Here is a 19,084-nt window from a genome sequence, read left to right as displayed (position 1 = left end):
TTTTAAGTCAAAACAAAAGGGAGCATTTGCTCCCTTTTGTTTTTTAGTCGACAGTCGCTAGTCTAATTAGAGTAGAGAGTAAAAAGCATAATGCACAAAGAATAAAGTTTGTTAACAAAAAAGGCGCCGCAGGCGCCTTTTTTGTTGTATAGGAAATATTTCCTTCGGACTGTCCACTGATTACTAGATACTGACTACTGTTTTAGAGTAGAGATAATAGAGTATGGAGTAGAGATATAGTTAACAAAAAAGGCACCAGCGGCGCCTTTTTTTGTTGTATTAAGTCATAGAGTTCTCTGACTACTGTCTACTGACCACTGGTCACTGTTTTTGCCGCTTCGCGACTAAAACTCTTTATGATGTGCCATTCTAAACAAATCCTCCTTGCTCAACGACTTGAAATAGTCATAGGTAATTTTTAATCCTTCAGCGCGACTTACTTTAGGCTCCCAGCCTAGAATGCTGCGGGCTTTAGTAATATCTGGTTTGCGTTGCTTGGGATCATCGGTAGGTAGAGGAAGTGAGATCAGCTTTTGTGAGGTACCGGTTAATTTGATGATTTCCTCGCCAAATTCTTTGATCGTTATCTCATCTGGATTACCGATGTTCACAGGCTGTGCATAATCGCTTAATAAGAGGCGATAAATGCCTTCTACTAGATCATCTACATAACAGAACGAACGTGTCTGAGAACCATCTCCAAACATCGTTAAATCTTCACCTCTTAAGGCTTGACCGATGAAGGCAGGTAATACACGACCATCATTTAGGCGCATGCGAGGGCCGTAAGTATTGAAAATACGAATGATGCGAGTCTCAAGTCCATGGTAGGTGTGGTAGGCCATGGTCATGGCTTCTTGAAAACGTTTGGCCTCATCATAAACACCTCGAGGTCCTACTGGGTTTACATTTCCCCAATACTCTTCAGGTTGTGGGTGTACGTTAGGGTCACCGTAAACTTCAGAGGTAGAGGCGATTAATACGCGGGCGTTTTTTACGCGGGCTAAACCTAAGCAATTGTGAATCCCTAGAGAGCCTACTTTTAAGGTTTGGATTGGGATTTTTAAATAATCGATAGGAGAGGCCGGTGAGGCAAAATGTAAGATATAATCTAGTTCGCCTGGCACGTGAATGAACTTAGAAACATCGTGGTGATAGAACTCGAAGTTTTCTAATTTAAAGAGATGTTCGATATTTTTCAGATCTCCCGTGATTAAATTATCCATGGCGATGACATGGTAACCCTCTTTAATAAAGCGATCACATAAATGAGACCCTAGAAATCCAGCACCGCCGGTGATTAAAACTCTTTTCATTTTACTGTATTGTTTGGCGGCCGATTGAATAATAGGTGTATCCTAATTCTGCCATTTGGTTTAATTCGTATAAATTTCTTCCGTCAAAAATGACTTTATTTTTCAATAAGCTGTCCATTCGATCGAAGTCTGGCGTTCTAAATTGTGGCCATTCGGTGACAATCAAAAGCGCATCAGCTCCTTCTAAAGCCTCATATGGATTCTTTGTGAAGGTAATTTTATCTCCCATGATCTGTTTAACATGGCCCATGGCCTCCGGATCATAGGCACTTACACTAGCACCTAGTTCTAACAAGGCATCGATATTGTACAAAGAAGGGGCTTCTCGGATGTCATCCGTGTAGGGTTTGAAGGCTAATCCCCACATGGCGATTTTTTTGCCCTTTAAATCACCTTTGAAGTGCTTGGAGAGTTGTGGAATTAATTTGGTCTTTTGGTTCTCATTGACTTTCATGACGGAGTCCAAAATCTTAAACTCATAGTCGTTCTCTGCTGATGTTTTTGCGAGTGCTTGTACATCTTTTGGGAAGCAACTACCACCATATCCGATTCCAGCGAATAAGAAACGTTTTCCGATACGAGAATCGGTACCAATCCCTTTGCGAACCTCATCCACGTTTGCGCCTACTAATTCACATAGGTTGGCAATCTCGTTCATGAAGGTGATTTTGGTTGCTAGAAAAGCATTAGCCGCGTATTTAGTTAACTCTGCCGAACGTTCATCCATAAAGATGATTGGATTGCCTTGGCGAACTAATGGGGCGTATAAGCGAGACATTAATTCCTTCGCTTTATCAGATTGAGTCCCGATAACCACACGATCTGGCTTCATGAAGTCTTCTACCGCCACACCTTCACGCAAGAATTCAGGATTTGATACCACATCGAATTCGACAGAGGCCTTTTTAGCGATAGCAGCTCTTACCTTATCCGAAGTTCCTACGGGGACAGTACTCTTGTCGATGATGACGGTGTATTCGGAAAGAATAGGGCCTAAATCATTCGCCACTTGCAGAATGTATTTTAAATCTGCTGATCCATCAGCTCCCGGAGGAGTTGGTAAGGCTAGGAAAATAACTTTTGCCCCTTCAATTCCCTCTTTCAAGGAAGTAGTGAAATGAAGACGACCTTCTTCTGTATTTCTTTTGAATAAGTCCTCTAAACCAGGCTCGTATATGGGAATGATCCCAGCCTGCATTTGCTTTACTTTTTCTTCATTGATGTCTACGCAAGTCACTTGGTTACCTGTTTCAGCGAAACAAGTACCTGTGACTAATCCTACGTATCCGGTTCCTACAACGGCTATTTTCATAATTTTACTGAATTACTTTTCCAATACTTCCAGTGGGTTCGCTAATTTTTAACCAATTAGCTATCGTGCTTGAAATATCACTGATGTTTGTTCTTTGACTGATTTCACGAGGTTTCAGGTTCCACCCGAAGAATAAAAGGGGTACGTGGGTGTCATATGCATAAACCGTGCTGTGGGATGCTCCCGTTTTATACCCCGAAACCCATTGTGGTCTTAATAAATACATAAAATCCCCGCTTCTTGCTTGGTTGTAGCCGTTTGTGAGGATTTCACGGTAAATTGCTGGAATAGGGCTTAATGCGACCTCTCTCATGTTAATGAATTCAGCAAATCCTGGTTGTTTTTTGAATGATTTCTCCAAAATATTTCCAACCGCATTCTTTGAAATTTGAAATTTATCCAGGTTAGCATGATTTAAATAAATTTGATTATTCTCCACACCGACAATCAAATCCACATCGCCAAATTCCTTTTTTAATGCTGATTTCGCTTCACTGATCGCTTTTCCTGTGTCAAAAGAGCCAGCTGGCAAACGCTTACTAATCATATAATCATGATTATCAGCCACGGCATGGTCTGCCGTTAAAAATACGAGGTATTGATTCTTACCTATTTTGGCATCTAAATAGCTTAGAATCTCCGCCATATCTTGATCTAAGCGCAAATAGGTATCTTCGATTTCAATAGATTGCGGCCCAAATGCATGCCCAATATAGTCTGTCGAGGAGAAGCTGATGGCTAAAAAATCGGTTGTCCCATTCTTACCTAATTTCTCTTCTTCAATCGCTTTTAAGGCAAATTCTTTTACCAAATTGTTTCCGTAAGGTGTTTTGCGGAAAACCTCCAGCATATTATCTCCTTTCAGCGCGTGAGGAAAAGTGGGCGTTTTTTCATTGCCTAATTTACCTTCGTAAGCGCTATTATCATCCGCAGAACGAGTATAGGTAGAAATTGGATATAACGTATTCCATCCTTGATTTAGGTACTTTTGTGGTCTTCCTTCCAAATTGAATTTTTGCACCCAGGTGGGTAATTCTTTCATGTAAAAAGAGGAAGTAATCCAGTATCCATCTGCAGAATCATACCAATACGAGGCATCTGCCGTATGTCCTCCCGGAATAATAGATCCACGATCTTTCAAAGAAATAGCGATGGTTTTAGACTTGTAATTTTGCGCCATCTTTAATTGATCTGTCAGTGTTGAAGTGAATAAGTTTCGGGGTGACATTTTTCCCGCCTTACTTTTACTTCCGATGGTTTGCACCGTCGAATCATCTACACAATACACTTTCTTACCGGAGGCTACATCAATCCAATCATTCTCCACAATCCCATGTATCGCAGGGACTGACCCCGTATAAATGCTGGCATGTCCAGCTGCAGTCACCGTAGGAGCATAATTATAGTGATTATCTGTACAATTAATGCCTTCTCTCATCAATCTTTTAAAACCTTTATCTGAATAGCGATCGAAATATTTATAGAGATACTCGTAGCGCATTTGGTCTACCACAATACCTACCACAAGTGCTGGTTTTTTCTGTGCTGCAGCTGATAAGCTTAGTAAAGTAAGTGTTAAAAAGAATAGCTTTTTCATGAATAGGAAGGGAAATCGGTGATGATTTCAGATGATTTGTTGAAAATATGGTAATGTAATCCGTTGGTTATGACGAGGTATTCTGCTCGTTGAACTTTTTGGTATTGTGCAATTTGTTGCAAGGTCTCTACAGTTAGTTGTACGTGTGGGGCTTTGCACTCAATCAACATAAAAACGTCTCCTTTTGAATTAAAAATTCGGATATCCGTTCGTCTATTTAATTTATCCACCTTCATGCCACCTTCAATCTGAAATAAGGAGGCCGGGTAGTTCATATCATTCACTAAATATTGAATGCAGTGTTGCCTGACCCATTCTTCTGGTGTAAGTAATCGATATTTTTTCGAGATCTCTTCGAAAATATATAGTTTCCCCTCATTTTTCTTTACTTTGTGAGCAAAAGGAGGGAAGACTAAGTTTAATTCGGGAGATGTTGTCATCTTTATCAATCTAACTTCTAAATTAATCTTTTTGCTTTATTAATTCATCACAAATGCGCGTATAAATATGAAAACGAAAGAGGAAATTGTTCAGAATTGGTTACCACGCTACACGGGTACGAATGCGGATGCATTTGGGCAGTATATTTTATTGACTAATTTCAAGAATTACGTGGATATGTTTGCGGAGAAATTCGGGGTGGAAATCAAGGGGAATGATCGTCCTATGCAGACAGCAACGGCACATAACATTACGATTATTAATTTTGGCATGGGTTCACCCATGGCGGCCACAGTGATGGATATTTTATCTGCTATTACGCCTAAAGCAGTTTTGTTTTTAGGGAAATGCGGTGGTTTGAAGAAGAATTTAGCGTTAGGAGATTTGATTTTACCTATCGCAGCTGTTCGTGGCGAGGGAACATCAGATGAGTATATGCCCAAAGAAGTGCCAGCGCTACCCTCTTTCCGTTTGCAAAGGGCTGTTTCTTCGATGATAAAGAAGCATGAATTAGATTATTGGACCGGATTGATCTACACCACAAATCGCCGTGTTTGGGAGCACGATGAGGTATTTAAAACCTATTTATCGGATATTCGAGCGATGGGAATTGATATGGAAACGGCCACTATTTTTACAGTGGGTTTTAAGAATAAAATACCACACGGAGCCCTATTGTTAGTCTCTGATAATCCAATGACACCTGATGGGGTAAAAACGGATGCGAGTGATAAAAAAGTCACGGAAAACTTTGTGCAAAAACACCTGCAGATAGGAATTGATTCCCTAGAGGAATTAGCGAATTCGGGAGAATCGGTGAAACACTTACGTTTCGATTAATTACAGAAGTCGCGAATAACCGTATAAGCCGCTGTATAGCCTAATTCACCTGATTTACTTAAGTCTAGACAGCCTGTAGTGTCATTCAAGGCAAGTTTGATGATTCCACGGATGAAATAGGCTTCTGCATATTTTCCATTTAAGTCGATCGCATTGTTGCAGTCTTGAATCGCATTTCTTTGATCTCCCAGATTTGATTTAGCGATACCTCGTTGGAAATAGGCATCTGCATAAGTGGGCTGAAGTGAAATAGCGCGGTTATAATCATCAATGGCACTTTTCGGGTCTCCTGATTTAGATTTTGCTAGCCCACGGTGGAAGAATACCTCTGCTCGGCTAGCACTCATATCACTCATTTTCGTGCGATCGACTAGCCCATTGCGCAATTCATCTAATTGAATTTTGCCCAGTTTTGCCGTGTAAAGTATTTTCGCATTTTCATTGTTTCCAAATTCGATAGCACGGGTAAAGTCCTCCATGGCACCTCTTGGGTCCCCTAATTTGGACTTAACAAAACCTCGGCCATACATCGCTTCGATCATTTCTGGATCTAATTCTAAAGCCTTGTTGAAGTCTTCTAAGGCGCCTTTCTCCCCGTTTTCCCCTCTGTAGTTTTCTAGTTGAGCTTTGCAGAAGCCAGAATAATACCATTCTTCAGCTCTATCAGGATTTAATTTGATGACTTCGCTGAAATCAGCCAAAGCTCCTTTGAAATCAGCTATTTTCATTTTGGCAAAAGCACGACCAGATAAGTAGTTCGTGCGCTTTGGTGTGATTTCGATGGCCTTGTTATAATCTTCAATACTGCCTGCAAAATCGCCTAATTTAGCTTTACTGTCTGCTCTAGCGGCTAATGTAGGCGCATAATCAGGAACTAATTCTAAGGATTTATTAAAATCGGTAATGGCAGCTCGGAAGTTTTCTAATTTATTCTTCGACAAACCGCGGCTGAAATAAGCGGTTCCTTCTAATGGATTGAGGCGAATAGCTTCATTATAATCTTGAATGGCAAGGGGATGGTTATCTTGTTTGCTATAGCTTTGGCCACGGGCAATAAATGCTTCAAAGTAATTAGGTTTTAATTCAAGAGCTTTGTTGAAGTCCAAAATAGCTCCTTGAAAATCCTTCAAGTTGTATTTAGCGAAGCCCCGGTTGTAAAAGGCAATCGGATTTGGATTCGCAGCCGTTTTTTCGATTTCTAAGGTGAAATTGCGTAATGCGTCGGCGTAATTCCCGGTTTTATTTTGGTTTAAACCTAGCTCTAAATAACTAATTTCAGTTGTCTGAGCTAAAAGAGATAAGCTAAAGCCAATTAAAGCGAGAGTTAGAATTCCGCTGCGTAATTTCATAGAATCTTATTTTTTGTAAAAATAAGCGAAATTACTGGCTTGTTAAAATTTGAATTGCCCCAAAAACAAGTATCAAAAACAAGGTCCTCAAGGCCGTTTTTTTCAAATATGGATCAATTTGAGCAGCACTCATTCCCGAATGCAATTCACGGAAAAGTTGTATGATGGGATAAATGCCGACTATCAATAGTTGTTGTACTCCATTTACCTTGATTCCAGCCACAAATGGATAGGCGTAAAAGCAGGTAATGGCCGCTAGGTACAAGAATTTCTGGTAGTAAAACCCGAATGTTTTGCCAATTCTAACGGGTATCGAGTTTTTCCCAGTCTTGATATCATTTTCAATATCGCGTAAATTATTCAGGTTTAATACGGCTACCGAAAGAAATCCACAACCGGAAGCTGGTAGAAATAGGGCTAGATTTAAACTAAATGTCTGAAGATAATAGGTACCTGCCGTTCCAATTAAGCCGAAAAACAAGAAAACGGATAAGTCGCCTAATCCCATATAACCATAAGGGCGTTTACCCACGGTATAGGCAATTGCAGCTGCTATGGAAGCGACTCCTAAGCCTAAAAAAGTACCCCAAACCTCTAGGGGAGCATCTTTTAAGCCTAGATATAGTAGGGCCAGACCAGACAAAAAAGCAAAGGCCGCCGTTAAAATAACAGCAGCCTTCATCTCTTCTTGACTAATTTTCCCTGTTTGGACAGCTCTTAAAGCTACTTTGCGATCTGCATTATCAACTCCATTCGAGAAGTCGCCTAAATCATTCGCAAAATTGGATAGTATTTGTAATAAAAGGGTGGTTACAGTAGCTAATAAGGCAATTCTTAGATCAAATTTTTCTTGCGCATAGGCTAAGAAATTACCTAATAATATACTTCCAACTGCTAACGGTAAGGTTCTTGGTCTCGCCGCATCTACCCATCTATTCATTCTTATTTTCCTATGGCAGCTAAAAATTCAGGACTGTTTGGTTTGATGCCCGAAGCAAAGAAATTTTGCAATTCACCTTTTTCGTTGATGATATATTTGCAGAAGTTCCAGCTAGGCTCTTTTTCATTCCAACCATTCTTTGATTTGTCTGAAAGCCATTGGTAAAGATCACATTTTCCAGACCCCTTAACAACGACTTTTTCCATCATTTGGAAAGAAACACCGTAATTTAATGAGCAGAATGAAGCAATTTCATCATTCGTACCTGGCTCTTGTCCCCCAAATTCATTTGCTGGGAAACCTAGAATAACGATGTCTTTATTTGCTTTGTGGAATTTTTCCCAGTCTGCATATTGTGGCGTATAACCACATTTAGAAGCTGTGTTCAACACAATCACTTTCTTGCCTTTAAACTGAGAGAAATCAATCTCTTTTCCATCGATTCCTTTCATTTTGAAAGAGTGAAAGTTCGCTGCTGCAGTAATTTCCATTTTTTCTGGTCTGTTTAAGACGGTTTTTTGTGTGAATGGTAGGGCCAAAGCCGTTAATAACGATCCGATTTTCATAAAACTTGCTATCATAATGATAAGTATTAAAATGGTGAGGTAAAGGTATTTACGTTTCAAATTACATTCGATTAGGTGAAACTATACCTAATAACGAGGTAGCATGCTGAATTGTTTTTCCTGTCAGCTCCGCTAAGGTAAGTCGAATGTTTCGCTTCACCTCATTTTCCTCTGATAGGATAGTTATTTCATTGTAAAATTTATTGAAAGTTTTCGCTAAATCGAAGGCATAATTCGCAATTACGGAAGGAGCAAAATTAGCTGCAGCCTGTCCGATTATTGCCTTGTATTCGCCTAATAAATAAATTAATTCTTGTTCTGAGTTCGCCAATTCTGAATCGGTAACGACTGGTTTAATGTCTCCTCCTTTGCGCAGGATTGAACAAATTCTAGCGTGTGTATATTGGATGAATGGTCCCGTATTTCCTTGGAAATCAATCGATTCCTCTGGATTGAATAGCATGCGTTTTTTCGGTTCGACTTTCAACAGGAAGTATTTCAACGCACCTAAACCAAGGTTGTGAAATAGTTCATTCGATTCTGCTTCCGTAAAACCATCGATCTTGCCTAATTCCAAGGTGCGATCTTTCGCCGTTTGGATCATCTCAGCCATTAAATCATCCGCATCCACGACAGTTCCTTCACGGGATTTCATCTTACCGCTTGGAAGATCCACCATGCCATAAGAAAGGTGGAAGTTACCTTGAGAAAAGGGCTTGTTTAATTTCTTCAGGATATGGAATAATACCTCAAAATGGTAATCTTGCTCGTTTCCCACCACATAAACCGATTGATTTGCTTTGAAATCCTCGTATTTTAATTGCGCGGTTCCCATGTCTTGCGTGATATAAACAGACGTTCCGTCCTTACGTAAGACTAGTTTCTCGTCTAAACCTTCGGTTTCTAAATTGATCCAAACAGATCCATCGGGCTTTTGGAAAAATACACCTGAAGCTAATCCCTCATCCACTAATTGTTTTCCTAATAAATAAGTATTCGATTCCCGGTAGATTTTATCGAAGGAAACGCCCATAGTTTGGTAGGATTTCTCAAAACCCGCAAATACCCAAGAGTTCATCGTATTCCACAAATTCATCACCTCTTCATCGCCTTGTTCCCATTTCAAAAGCATTTCTTGCGCTTGCAATAGGATAGGGGCCTGCTTTTTCGCTTGCTCCTCGTCTAAACCCGTGGCCATCAATTCTTTGATCTCCTTCTTGTATTCCACATCGAAAGCAACGTAATATTTACCTACTAAATGATCCCCTTTGATACCCGTAGATTCTGGAGTTTCCTGATTGCCAAAAAGCTGGTAGGCTAACATGGACTTACAAATATGAATTCCACGGTCGTTTACTAAATTCGTTTTAACCACTTCGTATCCCCCAGCGGCAAGAATCTGCGCCACGGAGAATCCAAGAAAGTTATTGCGTAAATGACCTAAGTGTAATGGTTTATTGGTGTTAGGAGACGAGTATTCGATCAATACTTTTTCCCCTTTTGATGCTAATTGGAAAGGATTTTTATCTGAGGCTACCTCTGCTAAAACGCTTAACCAAGCCGAATCATGAATTGAAATATTCAAGAAACCTTGAACCACTTGGAAGGCTTTTACGATGGAACAATTCGCTAACAAATAGTTCCCTAAATCAGTAGCAATGGCTGCAGGAGCTTTGCCTGCTTGTTTTGTATAGGGGAAAACAACGAGGGTATACGCACCTTCGAACTCTTTTTTCGTCTCTTGTAAAACGATTTCAGTTACTTCGATGCTGAATAATTCGTGTAGGCCTTTAGCTAATTGCTCTTGTAATTGTTGTTGTATGCTCGACATGAAAAGGGTCTGATTTGTCAATCTGCAAAGGTAGCTAAAATCACTCTAAACCTTGTCTCTCCCGCTCAGAAATGAATAAATTAATCTTACCTTTGTGACAATTATGCAAAATATATACCACGAAGCGATTCAAACTTTAAAAGCTGGAGGCGTATTATTATACCCCAGTGACACAATTTGGGGTTTAGGATGTGATGCCCGTAATGAAGCAGCTATTGAAAAGATTCTCGAACTCAAAAACAGGCCTGCGAACAAGGGATTGATTTTGTTGATTTCTAAAATCGAGCAATTAAGTGAGTATGTAGAGCAGGTGCCGGATATTGCTTGGGACCTGGTTGAATTTGCGGAGGATCCTTTGACAGTTATATATCCCAAAGGAAAAAACGTTTCCCCTTTGTTATTGGGGCTAGATGGCAGTATTGCCATTCGCCTAGTTAAGGAGGAGTTTTGCAAAGGTTTGGTTTATCGCTACCAAAGAGGGATCGTATCCACGTCTGCGAATCTTTCTGGAGAGCCTTCACCTTTGAATTTTGCAGGCATTGCTCCTTCCATTGTAACAGGGGTAGCTCATGTGTTAGAGAATCCAGCAGGCGAGGGCCCGGCAAAAAAAGCAAGTAAAATCGTTCAATTAGGTTTGCACGGCGATTATAAATTAATCAGAGGTTAGATGATAGAAGGGAAGGAGATAGTCGCGGATCCTATATTTTCCAAAATCGGCTTAGCGGCTGATCGTTTGGGGGTAGATAGTTATGTCATCGGTGGCTATGTGCGTGATGCGATTTTAGGTCGAGAGTGTAAGGACATTGATGTCGTATGTATTGGTTCAGGGATTGATTTAGCATTAGAAGTTGCTAAAGAATTTGATTTACCAGAACACGCCGTTTCGGTTTTTAAAAATTTTGGTACGGCAATGATCAAAGTCGATGACTGGGATCTTGAATTCGTGGGTGCCAGAAAAGAATCCTATAACCGGGATTCTCGTAAGCCTGTCGTAGAGGAAGGGTCTTTAGAAGACGACCAAAACCGCCGCGATTTCACCATAAATGCCATGGCGGTGCAATTGAATAAAGCGCATTGGGGGAAATTATTAGACCCATTTAATGGATTGGATGATTTGAAAGCCAAAATCATTCGCACTCCGCTTGCTCCAGGAATTACCTTTTCAGATGATCCTCTGCGTATGATGCGCGCTGTTCGTTTTGCAGCACAGCTTGGTTTCGATATTTACCCTGAGACTTTTGAGGCCTTAAAAACGGAGAAAGATCGCTTGTCCATCATTTCGATGGAGCGAATTTCCGACGAGCTTAACAAAATGATTTTATGTAAAAAACCGTCTTACGGCTTTCTTTTATTGGATGCCTGTGAAATCCTACCGATAATCTTCCCAGAGTTTATGAAATTAAAGGGAGTTGACACGGAAGATGGTAAAGGACATAAAGACAATTTTTACCATACTTTACAGGTATTAGATAATATTTCGGAGAATACGAACGACCTCTGGTGGCGCTGGGCTGCGATTTTACATGATATTGCTAAACCGCAAACCAAGCGTTTCGCTCAAGGCAAAGGCTGGACTTTTCATGGCCACGAAGAAATGGGTGCCCGCCAGGTTCCCAACATTTTCAAACGCTTGAAATTGCCCTTAAATGAAAAGATGAAGCTGGTCCAAAAGCTGGTTCGCCTTCATTTACGCCCCATCGCTCTCTCTAAAGAAGAAATCACAGCTTCCGCTTTACGTCGCCTCTTATTCGAAGCAGGCGAAGAACTTGAGGCCTTAATGACTTTATGTCGGGCAGATATTACGTCTAAAAATGGCGACAAAGTCAAACGTTATCTCCGCAATTTTGATATTGTAGAACAAAAACTAAAAGAGGTAGAGGCGAGTGATTCCTTACGGAATTTCCAACCCGTATTCTCGGGCGAAATAATTATGCAAGTTTTTGATATCGGACCTGGTCGCGAAATTGGATTGATTAAAATCGCCATGCGGGAGGCAGTACTGGAAGGCGTGATTCGAAACGAATTAGCCTCTGGTTGGGATCTGCTGATCGAAGAAGGTAGAAAGCTAGACCTCAAGCCCGTTATTTCTTTAACGGATATAAACTAAAAAAGGCTCCGAAATTCGGAGCCTTTTCTTTTTTGAGCGAACTGATTACAAGTTGATCACTAAATCTTCTTTTGCATAACGAACCTTAGCGGCATTAGCCATAAAGTCATTCGCTGCATCACGCTCACCTACGGCTAAGATTAACACAGAGTGTAATCCCATTGCGTCTAAACCTAATAATTCGTCTAGTTGAGCGGGAATAAATCCTTCCATTGGTGTTGTGTCGATTTTTAATTCACCTGCCGCAGCAAGAGCCGTTCCCATCGCTAAATAAGCTTGGCGATCTGCCCAGTTTTGTTTTGCTTCTACTGTACGACCTAATAAGGATCCAGCAATAGCTCCACGGTAATCACCTAGCATATCAACTGATAAACCACGAGTATCAGCCACTAATTGGATGAAAGCATCGATTTGAGCTTCAGTGATATCATTCCAAGCTGCGAAAACTAATAAATGAGATGATTCAACTGCTTGTGGTTGACCATAAGCAATAGGTTGAATTTTAGCTTTTAATTCTGGATTCTCAATCACCAAAATTTTGTAAGGTTGTAAACCAAATCCAGATGCTGAAAGGCGGATTGCTTCTAATAAAGCATCAATTTTTTCTGCGGAAACTTTGTTTCCTGTCATTCTTTTTGTGGCGTAGCGCCAAGATAATGAGTCGATTAAAGACATAATGTTTTTCTTGTTATAGCTAAATTTCAAGGCTTATTCTGGAAAATGGCCTACGACATATTTTCTACGAATAAGCCTTGATAATTTATCAAATAAATAAAATCAATTTCTTTTACTCCTGCGCTCAATTAAGAGAGCGAAAGAGTTTCTTGAGTATTGAATAAATTTGAATAGGGGGCGTATAAAATATGACGTAGGCCATTTTACAGCCCCCTATTTAAATTTATTCTGAAACTAAAGAAACGGTAAGAGCGAAATCATCATAAATCGCCTTATCCCCAATCGAATCAAAGAATTTCTTTGAACCGTATTTGATGTTGAAGTCAGTACGATCGATGGTGATGTTAGCTTTAGCTGTCACTTTACCACCTTTAACAGCGATTTCTGCTGGGAAAGTGATTGATTTTGTGATTCCTTTTACTGTCAAATTACCAGTAACTTGGTTACCTGCCACTTTAGTGATAACGAAAGAAGCTGTTGGGAATTTTTCGATTTCGAAGAAGTCACCAGAAGTAATGTGTCCGATGAATTTTTGGTTGTAACCTGGATCTGTGATATCTAGAGCCTTGATTGTTTTCAAATCAATTGTGAAGTTTCCACCGATTAATTTGTTTCCGTTTACATTCAATGCACCAGCAGAGATGCCTACTGTACCATTGTGCTCGCCAGTTACTTTCTTAGCTAACCAAGCGATTGAACTAGCTGACTTGTTAACGTTCACTACTTTCGGTGCAGCTACTCCAGCGAAAGTGATTAGGCCTAAAGCCAAGGTTGCGATTACTACTTTTACAGATTTCATATAATTTATTGTTTAATTGTGAGAAAATACTGTTCTAAATTCGTCCAATAGTTGGTTCATTTCTTCGAGTCTTTTAACGCCTAAAGCATCGAAATGTTTTCCCCAATCTTGTTGAACTTGGTCTACTTCTTTTAATAAATCTAATCCAGCTGGGAGAATTAGGATATCAACTGCTCGGCGATCTTGAGGACATTCCCGGCGAAGTACTAATTTCTTTTCTAATAATTTGTCCACTAAGCGCGATGCGTTCGACATTTTATCTAACATGCGTTCCGTAATGGCTAGAACGGTCATCGGGTTGCCATGTTGTCCTTTTAAAATCCGGAGAACATTGTATTGTTGTACGGTAAGGCCAAAAGGTTTCAAAAGCTCTTGTTGTTTTTGCACTATCCAGTTTCCCGTATAGATCGCATTAACAATGGCTTTTTGTGCCTCAGACTGGAAATTACTCTGTTTTAAATCCTCGGAAATACCCATGACTAAAATTTGATGTAGCAAAATTAAATGTAATTACATTAAATGCAAGTGAATTAAAATTAAATTATTGTTAAATCCTGAAAATTTTAATTTTTGACCTATTTTTGAACATGCAGAATTCCTTATCCCTCCAATATCCATTTGTCCTAGCTTCTAATTCCCCTCGTAGAAAAGAGATTCTTCGTAATGCGGGTTTTGAATTTTCGGTGTTGCCCAGTGATGTGGATGAGTCGTTCGATGCGGCCATGAAACCACAAGAGGTGCCTGTGCATTTGGCAGAAAGAAAAGCCAGTGAACTAGCTCGGATTTCTCCATCGACCTTGGTTCTAGCGGCGGATACCGTGGTAATTCTTGAAAATGAGCTATTAAATAAGCCATCAGATAAATCGGAAGCCATTCAAATGCTACAGAAACTTTCTGGTAAATCACACGAGGTTGTGACTGGAATAGCTCTTCATACTCCACAAGGCTTATTTACGAAAGCGGATTCAGCTCTAGTTAAATTCAGAACTTTCGAAGAATGGGAAATTGATTTTTATGTCAGAGAGGGTTCTTGTATGGACAAAGCTGGTTCTTATGGTGTCCAAGACTACCTAGGAATGGTAGGGATTGAATCTATTCAAGGATCATTCTACACGGTGATGGGCCTACCCATCTATGAGGTGTATCAATTGATGAAACCGTATATTCTGGACGGGAAGCAGTTATTAATTAGATAGAGAAACTTTCTCCGCATCCACAAGTACGACTTGCATTCGGGTTTTTGAATTGGAAACCTTTGCCATTTAGACCATCAGAAAAGTCTAATTCAGTGCCTGCTAAATAAAGAATGGACTTTTTGTCGACCATTACTTTCACCCCTTTATCTTCGAAAATCATATCGTTAGCTTGTGGCTCTGCTGCGAAATCCAAATTATACATCAAGCCAGAGCAACCGCCACCTTCTACAGCCACGCGGATGTTAAATTCCTCCGTTAAACCTTCTTTAGAACGCAATTCTTTAATTCTATTGGCTGCTAAATCTGTTATCGTGATCATGTTGGCTCTATTTTGATAAATTTCCGACACAAAAATAAGAAAAAATTCCCTAAAAAAATCATTTATTTAGAGTGAATCTAAATAAAGTCTAGTTTTTCAAAACCATTGGCCTTAATTTTGCGTTTCAATTGGAGTAAAATAGCCAGATTAAAAACACATACCATGCTTTCAATAAAGAATTTACAAGCAAGAATAGGGGAGAAGGAAATCTTGAAGGGGATTAATTTAGAGATCAAAGCGGGAGAAGTTCACGCGATCATGGGGCCGAATGGTTCAGGTAAATCAACTTTAGCGTCTGTTTTAGCCGGACGTGAGGATTATGAGGTGACAGGAGGCTCGGTTGACTTTTTGGGTAAGGATTTATTAGATCTAGCTCCTGAAGAACGTGCCGCAGAGGGTTTATTCCTTGCTTTTCAATACCCAGTAGAAATTCCGGGTGTATCGACGACGAATTTTATGAAGTCGGCGGTCAATGAAATTCGTAAATACCGTGGGGAAGAAGCTTTGGACGCTGTTCAGTTTTTGAAGATGTTCAAAGAAAAGATGAGCTATGTGAATATTGACCAAAGTTTATTGTCTCGTGCATTAAACGAAGGTTTCTCGGGTGGTGAGAAAAAAAGAAATGAAATCTTCCAAATGGCGGTTTTAGAACCTAAGTTGGCCATTTTGGACGAGACGGACTCTGGACTAGACATTGATGCTCTACGTATCGTGGCAGAGGGAGTTAATAAATTGAAATCCCCAGATAATGCGACAATTGTAGTGACTCACTACCAACGCCTTTTGGACTACATCGTACCTGATTTTGTTCACGTATTGTACAAAGGAAAAATCGTGAAATCAGGTGGAAAAGAATTAGCGCTTGAATTAGAGGAGCGCGGATACGATTGGATCATTTCAGCTTTAGGAGAATAAGATGTTGTATACAGAATTAAGCTCAGCGACTCAGAAGGAGGCATTAGAGCGTTTTAAGGCCAAAGGTTTTCCCACCAATAAATGGGAAGAATGGAAGTATGCGTCCCTTAAGTCTTGGAATGAAAAAGACCTAGATTGGACTCCCGCTTCCTTACATGAGTCCTCAACTGCTAATTTGCAAACTCAAAATGGCAACACCATTTTCCAAGGTTCTTTGCCTGCCGGAGTTGAATTCATCTCTTTCGATGCATTTTTAGCCTCCAATCCAGCACTTGCAGCGAAATGGGAGCAACGCCTTCCTATTTTAGATCAGAACTCTTTGTATGATTTAAATACGGCTTTGGTGGCGAATACTCAGGTATTAAGGGTGAAGGCAGGCGTTTCGGTAGACGAAGCCATCGCACACGATTTTATCGTGTCTGCCTCAAAAGCGTCCGCTATTCAAAGCCGATTAATCGTGTTTTTAGAAGCAGATGCTTCCCTAACCTTGATCGAACGCGCTTTTACGAAGGAGGGATCAGCCGAAGTGTTATCTAATTTTGTTCAAGAAATTTATGTGAGTGAAAAGGCGAACTTGACCTATGTGAAGGAACAAGATTTAGCTGCAAATACATCTCACATTGACCATACCTTTATTACACAGCTTTCTGATAGTCAGGTGGATTTATTCACCTTCTCATTGAATGCGGAATATTTGCGTAATAATCTACATTTCTACAGCGATGGAGAAAATGTAGTTTCCAACCTGAATGGACTTTATGTGCCAGGAGAGAACCAATTAATGGATTCTCATACGGTGGTGGATCACCGCAAACCGAATTCTGAATCTCACGAACTATACAAAGGCGTGTTGATGGGGAATGCGACAGGCGTGTTTAATGGTAAGATTTTTGTGCGTCCAGATGCACAAAAGACGAATGCCTTCCAAAGCTGTAAAAACGTTCTGGCTTCTACCAGGGCAACGATGAATACAAAACCTCAATTAGAGATTTGGGCGGATGATGTGAAATGTTCTCACGGAACGACTACGGGTCAATTAAATGAGGAAGCCTTGTTCTATTTACGTTCAAGAGGTATTTCTTTAGCGAATGCACGAACTTTATTATTACTAGCTTTTGTTCAAGAAGTGATTGATCGCGTTTCGCACGAAGAAACGAAATTGCGTTTGACAGATAAAATTATTTCTAAAATCCAGACTTCCTTAGCGATATAATCATGGCGGAAAAATTAAATATAGATCAAATTAGAGCGGATTTCCCTGTTTTACATCAGCAGGTGAACAAAGCGCCTTTGGTTTATTTTGATAATGCGGCGACCACACAGAAGCCCAAAGCCGTTATGGATGCGCTTACAGCTTATTATGAGCAGGATAATGCGAATATTCACCGAGGCATTCACACCTTGGCTGAACGCGCTACAACTGCTTACGAATTAACGCGAAAAAAGCTAGCTGCTTTCTTAAACGCACCCTCTACAGACCAAATTATCTTCACCTCTGGAACCACAGCGGGAATTAATTTAGTTGCTCAGACTTTTGGCCGGGCAAATGTGGGAAAAGGGGATCAAATCATCGTTTCTAACCTTGAACACCACTCGAACATTGTGCCTTGGCAAATGATTGCGGAGGAGAAAGGGGCAGAGATCAAAGTGATTCCGGTGAGTGATGAAGGTGTTCTAGATATTGAAGCGTTAAAAGGATTATTGAATCCCAAAGTAAAACTTGTTGCGGTTAACCATGTATCCAATGCCATTGGAACCATTAATCCGATTGCTGAAATTATCCAATTATCCCATGCAGTTGGAGCTAAAGTACTAATCGATGGAGCTCAATCTGTCGCTCACTTAGCGGTAGACGTGCAAGCACTGGATCTAGATTTCTTCGTTTTCTCTGCACACAAGTTGTTCGGTCCTACGGGAGTGGGCGTATTGTATGGGAAACGCGAATTATTAGAGGCCATGCCACCTTACCAAGGAGGCGGGGAGATGATCAAAGAAGTGAGTTTCAATGGTACAACCTATAATGAATTACCCTATAAATTTGAAGCAGGAACACCAAATATTGCGGATGTAATTGCTTTTGGAGCTGCTTTGGATTACGTCCAAGCTATTCCATCAGAGGCGCTTGCAGCTCAGGAAGAGGCTTTATTAGCCTATGCTACGGAGAAATTACAATCCATTCCTGGATTAAAGATTGTGGGTACTGCCCCTGAAAAGATTGCGGTTATCTCTTTTGTGGTGGACGGCGTTCATCCACAAGATATCGGTGTTTTGTTAGATAAATTTGGCATTGCGATTCGTACGGGCCATCACTGTGCACAACCTTTGATGCAGCGTTATGAATTAGTAGGAACTTGTCGTGCCTCCTTCTCGTTCTACAATACCTTCGAGGAGATTGATCGCTTTGTTTTATGCTTAGAGAAGACTTTACAAATGTTACAATAAATGGGACAGGCGATAAACGATATTCAAGAAGAATTAATTGAAGAGTTTGGTCTTTTCGAGGACTGGGCAGATAAATATGAGTATTTGATTGACCTAGGCAAGAAATTAGCGCCTATGTCTGATGCTTATAAGACGGAGGAGAATGTGATTAAGGGCTGCCAAAGCCGTGTCTGGTTACATGCCGAAAAACAAGGTGATTTAGTCGTATTTCAAGCTGATTCAGAGGCAATTATCGTGAAAGGAATGATCTCGATGTTGATTCGGGTATTGTCTAATCACACGCCAGCGGAGATTTTAGCAGCTGATTTATATTTTATTGATCAAATTGGAATGAGTCAGCACTTAGCCCAAACTCGCTCTAATGGATTAGTTTCCATGGTAAAACAAATGCAACACTATGCTTTGGCCTTCTCTTAAGCGATTATTTAAAATGGAAAAT

Annotated in this window: 20 protein-coding genes; 8 read left to right on the top strand and 12 right to left on the bottom strand. The window is 40.3% G+C overall.

Features of this window, described 5'->3' with window-relative positions:
- Positions 1-344: 344 nt before the first annotated feature.
- From V7S74_RS02980 to V7S74_RS02965, 4 genes are read right to left on the bottom strand one after another with little or no spacing between them, the layout of a single operon-like run.
- A complete protein-coding gene (locus tag V7S74_RS02980) occupies positions 345-1,316 on the bottom strand; it encodes a UDP-glucuronic acid decarboxylase family protein (RefSeq protein WP_406777278.1) in 972 nt (323 codons plus the stop codon).
- A 1-nt stretch (position 1,317) separates the two neighbouring features.
- Entirely contained in the window at positions 1,318-2,628 is a 1,311-nt protein-coding gene (locus V7S74_RS02975) for a UDP-glucose dehydrogenase family protein (protein WP_406777277.1), read from the bottom strand.
- 4 nt (positions 2,629-2,632) lie between these two features.
- Positions 2,633-4,225 (bottom strand): alkaline phosphatase PafA, encoded by a 1,593-nt coding sequence (pafA, locus tag V7S74_RS02970; RefSeq protein WP_406777276.1) that lies wholly within the window; start codon positions 4,223-4,225, stop codon positions 2,633-2,635.
- The gene (locus tag V7S74_RS02965) at positions 4,222-4,665 is read right to left on the bottom strand and encodes a type I restriction enzyme HsdR N-terminal domain-containing protein (RefSeq protein WP_406777275.1); all 444 of its coding nucleotides are present in this window, start codon (positions 4,663-4,665) and stop codon (positions 4,222-4,224) included. The genes pafA and V7S74_RS02965 overlap by 4 nt, the downstream gene beginning before the upstream one ends.
- 67 nt (positions 4,666-4,732) lie before the next feature.
- Here V7S74_RS02965 and V7S74_RS02960 point away from each other — a divergent pair, with 67 nt between their 5' ends.
- Positions 4,733-5,506: an AMP nucleosidase gene (locus tag V7S74_RS02960; RefSeq protein WP_406777274.1), complete on the top strand. Its 774-nt coding sequence runs from the start codon at positions 4,733-4,735 to the stop codon at positions 5,504-5,506.
- Here V7S74_RS02960 and V7S74_RS02955 read toward each other — a convergent pair.
- From V7S74_RS02955 to argS, 4 genes are read right to left on the bottom strand one after another with little or no spacing between them, the layout of a single operon-like run.
- Complete coding sequence (locus V7S74_RS02955; protein ID WP_406777273.1) at positions 5,503-6,855, bottom strand: tetratricopeptide repeat protein; 1,353 nt, start codon at positions 6,853-6,855, stop codon at positions 5,503-5,505. The two genes, V7S74_RS02960 and V7S74_RS02955, sit on opposite strands and share 4 nt — an antisense overlap.
- A gap of 31 nt (positions 6,856-6,886) precedes the next feature.
- Positions 6,887-7,795, bottom strand: coding sequence for a 1,4-dihydroxy-2-naphthoate octaprenyltransferase (gene menA, locus V7S74_RS02950; protein ID WP_406777272.1), 909 nt, complete (start codon positions 7,793-7,795; stop codon positions 6,887-6,889).
- Between the two features lie 2 nt (positions 7,796-7,797).
- Positions 7,798-8,376 (bottom strand): glutathione peroxidase, encoded by a 579-nt coding sequence (locus tag V7S74_RS02945; protein ID WP_406777271.1) that lies wholly within the window; start codon positions 8,374-8,376, stop codon positions 7,798-7,800.
- A 46-nt stretch (positions 8,377-8,422) separates the two neighbouring features.
- Positions 8,423-10,192, bottom strand: coding sequence for an arginine--tRNA ligase (gene argS / locus V7S74_RS02940; RefSeq protein WP_406777270.1), 1,770 nt, complete (start codon positions 10,190-10,192; stop codon positions 8,423-8,425).
- 103 nt (positions 10,193-10,295) lie between these two features.
- Here argS and V7S74_RS02935 point away from each other — a divergent pair, with 103 nt between their 5' ends.
- Both V7S74_RS02935 and V7S74_RS02930 read left to right on the top strand, forming a co-directional pair.
- Positions 10,296-10,859, top strand: a complete 564-nt coding sequence (locus V7S74_RS02935; protein WP_406777269.1) for an L-threonylcarbamoyladenylate synthase — start codon at positions 10,296-10,298, stop codon at positions 10,857-10,859.
- Positions 10,860-12,299, top strand: coding sequence for a CCA tRNA nucleotidyltransferase (locus tag V7S74_RS02930; RefSeq protein ID WP_406777268.1), 1,440 nt, complete (start codon positions 10,860-10,862; stop codon positions 12,297-12,299). It begins immediately after the preceding gene.
- 45 nt (positions 12,300-12,344) lie between these two features.
- Here V7S74_RS02930 and V7S74_RS02925 read toward each other — a convergent pair whose 3' ends face one another.
- The 3 genes from V7S74_RS02925 to V7S74_RS02915 all read right to left on the bottom strand — a co-directional run bounded on the left by V7S74_RS02925 (position 12,345) and on the right by V7S74_RS02915 (position 14,250).
- Positions 12,345-12,974, bottom strand: coding sequence for an NAD(P)H-dependent oxidoreductase (locus V7S74_RS02925; RefSeq protein ID WP_406777267.1), 630 nt, complete (start codon positions 12,972-12,974; stop codon positions 12,345-12,347).
- Between the two features lie 223 nt (positions 12,975-13,197).
- The gene (locus V7S74_RS02920; RefSeq protein WP_406777266.1) at positions 13,198-13,773 is read right to left on the bottom strand and encodes a YceI family protein; all 576 of its coding nucleotides are present in this window, start codon (positions 13,771-13,773) and stop codon (positions 13,198-13,200) included.
- Between the two features lie 12 nt (positions 13,774-13,785).
- On the bottom strand, positions 13,786-14,250 hold the full coding sequence (locus V7S74_RS02915) for a MarR family winged helix-turn-helix transcriptional regulator (protein ID WP_406777265.1): 465 nt from the start codon (positions 14,248-14,250) through the stop codon (positions 13,786-13,788).
- Positions 14,251-14,360: 110 nt separating this feature from the next.
- Here V7S74_RS02915 and V7S74_RS02910 point away from each other — a divergent pair, with 110 nt between their 5' ends.
- Positions 14,361-14,969, top strand: coding sequence for a Maf family protein (locus V7S74_RS02910; RefSeq protein WP_406777264.1), 609 nt, complete (start codon positions 14,361-14,363; stop codon positions 14,967-14,969).
- On the opposite strand, the gene V7S74_RS02905 is transcribed toward V7S74_RS02910, so the two are convergent.
- Positions 14,962-15,288 (bottom strand): HesB/IscA family protein, encoded by a 327-nt coding sequence (locus tag V7S74_RS02905; protein WP_406777263.1) that lies wholly within the window; start codon positions 15,286-15,288, stop codon positions 14,962-14,964. The genes V7S74_RS02910 and V7S74_RS02905 overlap by 8 nt on opposite strands.
- 162 nt (positions 15,289-15,450) lie before the next feature.
- Between V7S74_RS02905 and sufC the strand changes: the two genes are divergently transcribed.
- Genes sufC through V7S74_RS02885 form a run of 4 tightly spaced genes read left to right on the top strand, consistent with a single transcriptional unit; the run spans position 15,451 to position 19,062 of the window.
- Entirely contained in the window at positions 15,451-16,203 is a 753-nt protein-coding gene (gene sufC, locus V7S74_RS02900; RefSeq protein ID WP_406777262.1) for a Fe-S cluster assembly ATPase SufC, read from the top strand.
- 1 nt (position 16,204) lies between these two features.
- Positions 16,205-17,416 carry a Fe-S cluster assembly protein SufD gene (sufD, locus tag V7S74_RS02895; protein WP_406777261.1) on the top strand — a complete coding sequence of 404 codons (1,212 nt, stop codon included), beginning with the start codon at positions 16,205-16,207 and terminating at the stop codon, positions 17,414-17,416.
- Between the two features lie 2 nt (positions 17,417-17,418).
- The gene (locus V7S74_RS02890) at positions 17,419-18,645 is read left to right on the top strand and encodes a SufS family cysteine desulfurase (RefSeq protein ID WP_406777260.1); all 1,227 of its coding nucleotides are present in this window, start codon (positions 17,419-17,421) and stop codon (positions 18,643-18,645) included.
- Positions 18,646-19,062: a SufE family protein gene (locus V7S74_RS02885; RefSeq protein ID WP_406777259.1), complete on the top strand. Its 417-nt coding sequence runs from the start codon at positions 18,646-18,648 to the stop codon at positions 19,060-19,062.
- The last annotated feature ends 22 nt before the right edge of the window (positions 19,063-19,084 follow it).

The organism is Aquirufa novilacunae, assembly GCF_045310505.1.
In the GTDB taxonomy this organism is placed as follows: Bacteria; Bacteroidota; Bacteroidia; order Cytophagales; family Spirosomataceae; genus Aquirufa; species Aquirufa novilacunae.
The sequence above is the reverse complement of the archived record's forward strand: the minus strand, read 5'-3'. Positions and strand labels throughout refer to the sequence as shown.

Excerpts from the sequence above, each read along its gene's own strand:
- V7S74_RS02885 (WP_406777259.1), top strand. The coding sequence starts at position 18,646 with ATGGGACAGGCGATAAACGATATTCAAGAAGAATTAATTGAAGAGTTT.
- V7S74_RS02890 (WP_406777260.1), top strand. The coding sequence starts at position 17,419 with ATGGCGGAAAAATTAAATATAGATCAAATTAGAGCGGATTTCCCTGTT.
- V7S74_RS02960 (WP_406777274.1), top strand. The coding sequence starts at position 4,733 with ATGAAAACGAAAGAGGAAATTGTTCAGAATTGGTTACCACGCTACACG.
- V7S74_RS02915 (WP_406777265.1), bottom strand. The coding sequence starts at position 14,250 with ATGGGTATTTCCGAGGATTTAAAACAGAGTAATTTCCAGTCTGAGGCA.
- V7S74_RS02975 (WP_406777277.1), bottom strand. The coding sequence starts at position 2,628 with ATGAAAATAGCCGTTGTAGGAACCGGATACGTAGGATTAGTCACAGGT.
- argS (WP_406777270.1), bottom strand. The coding sequence starts at position 10,192 with ATGTCGAGCATACAACAACAATTACAAGAGCAATTAGCTAAAGGCCTA.
- V7S74_RS02930 (WP_406777268.1), top strand. The coding sequence starts at position 10,860 with ATGATAGAAGGGAAGGAGATAGTCGCGGATCCTATATTTTCCAAAATC.
- V7S74_RS02965 (WP_406777275.1), bottom strand. The coding sequence starts at position 4,665 with ATGACAACATCTCCCGAATTAAACTTAGTCTTCCCTCCTTTTGCTCAC.
- pafA (WP_406777276.1), bottom strand. The coding sequence starts at position 4,225 with ATGAAAAAGCTATTCTTTTTAACACTTACTTTACTAAGCTTATCAGCT.
- V7S74_RS02905 (WP_406777263.1), bottom strand. The coding sequence starts at position 15,288 with ATGATCACGATAACAGATTTAGCAGCCAATAGAATTAAAGAATTGCGT.
- V7S74_RS02910 (WP_406777264.1), top strand. The coding sequence starts at position 14,361 with ATGCAGAATTCCTTATCCCTCCAATATCCATTTGTCCTAGCTTCTAAT.
- V7S74_RS02945 (WP_406777271.1), bottom strand. The coding sequence starts at position 8,376 with ATGATAGCAAGTTTTATGAAAATCGGATCGTTATTAACGGCTTTGGCC.
- V7S74_RS02920 (WP_406777266.1), bottom strand. The coding sequence starts at position 13,773 with ATGAAATCTGTAAAAGTAGTAATCGCAACCTTGGCTTTAGGCCTAATC.
- V7S74_RS02980 (WP_406777278.1), bottom strand. The coding sequence starts at position 1,316 with ATGAAAAGAGTTTTAATCACCGGCGGTGCTGGATTTCTAGGGTCTCAT.
- V7S74_RS02935 (WP_406777269.1), top strand. The coding sequence starts at position 10,296 with ATGCAAAATATATACCACGAAGCGATTCAAACTTTAAAAGCTGGAGGC.
- sufC (WP_406777262.1), top strand. The coding sequence starts at position 15,451 with ATGCTTTCAATAAAGAATTTACAAGCAAGAATAGGGGAGAAGGAAATC.
- V7S74_RS02925 (WP_406777267.1), bottom strand. The coding sequence starts at position 12,974 with ATGTCTTTAATCGACTCATTATCTTGGCGCTACGCCACAAAAAGAATG.
- V7S74_RS02955 (WP_406777273.1), bottom strand. The coding sequence starts at position 6,855 with ATGAAATTACGCAGCGGAATTCTAACTCTCGCTTTAATTGGCTTTAGC.
- menA (WP_406777272.1), bottom strand. The coding sequence starts at position 7,795 with ATGAATAGATGGGTAGATGCGGCGAGACCAAGAACCTTACCGTTAGCA.
- sufD (WP_406777261.1), top strand. The coding sequence starts at position 16,205 with ATGTTGTATACAGAATTAAGCTCAGCGACTCAGAAGGAGGCATTAGAG.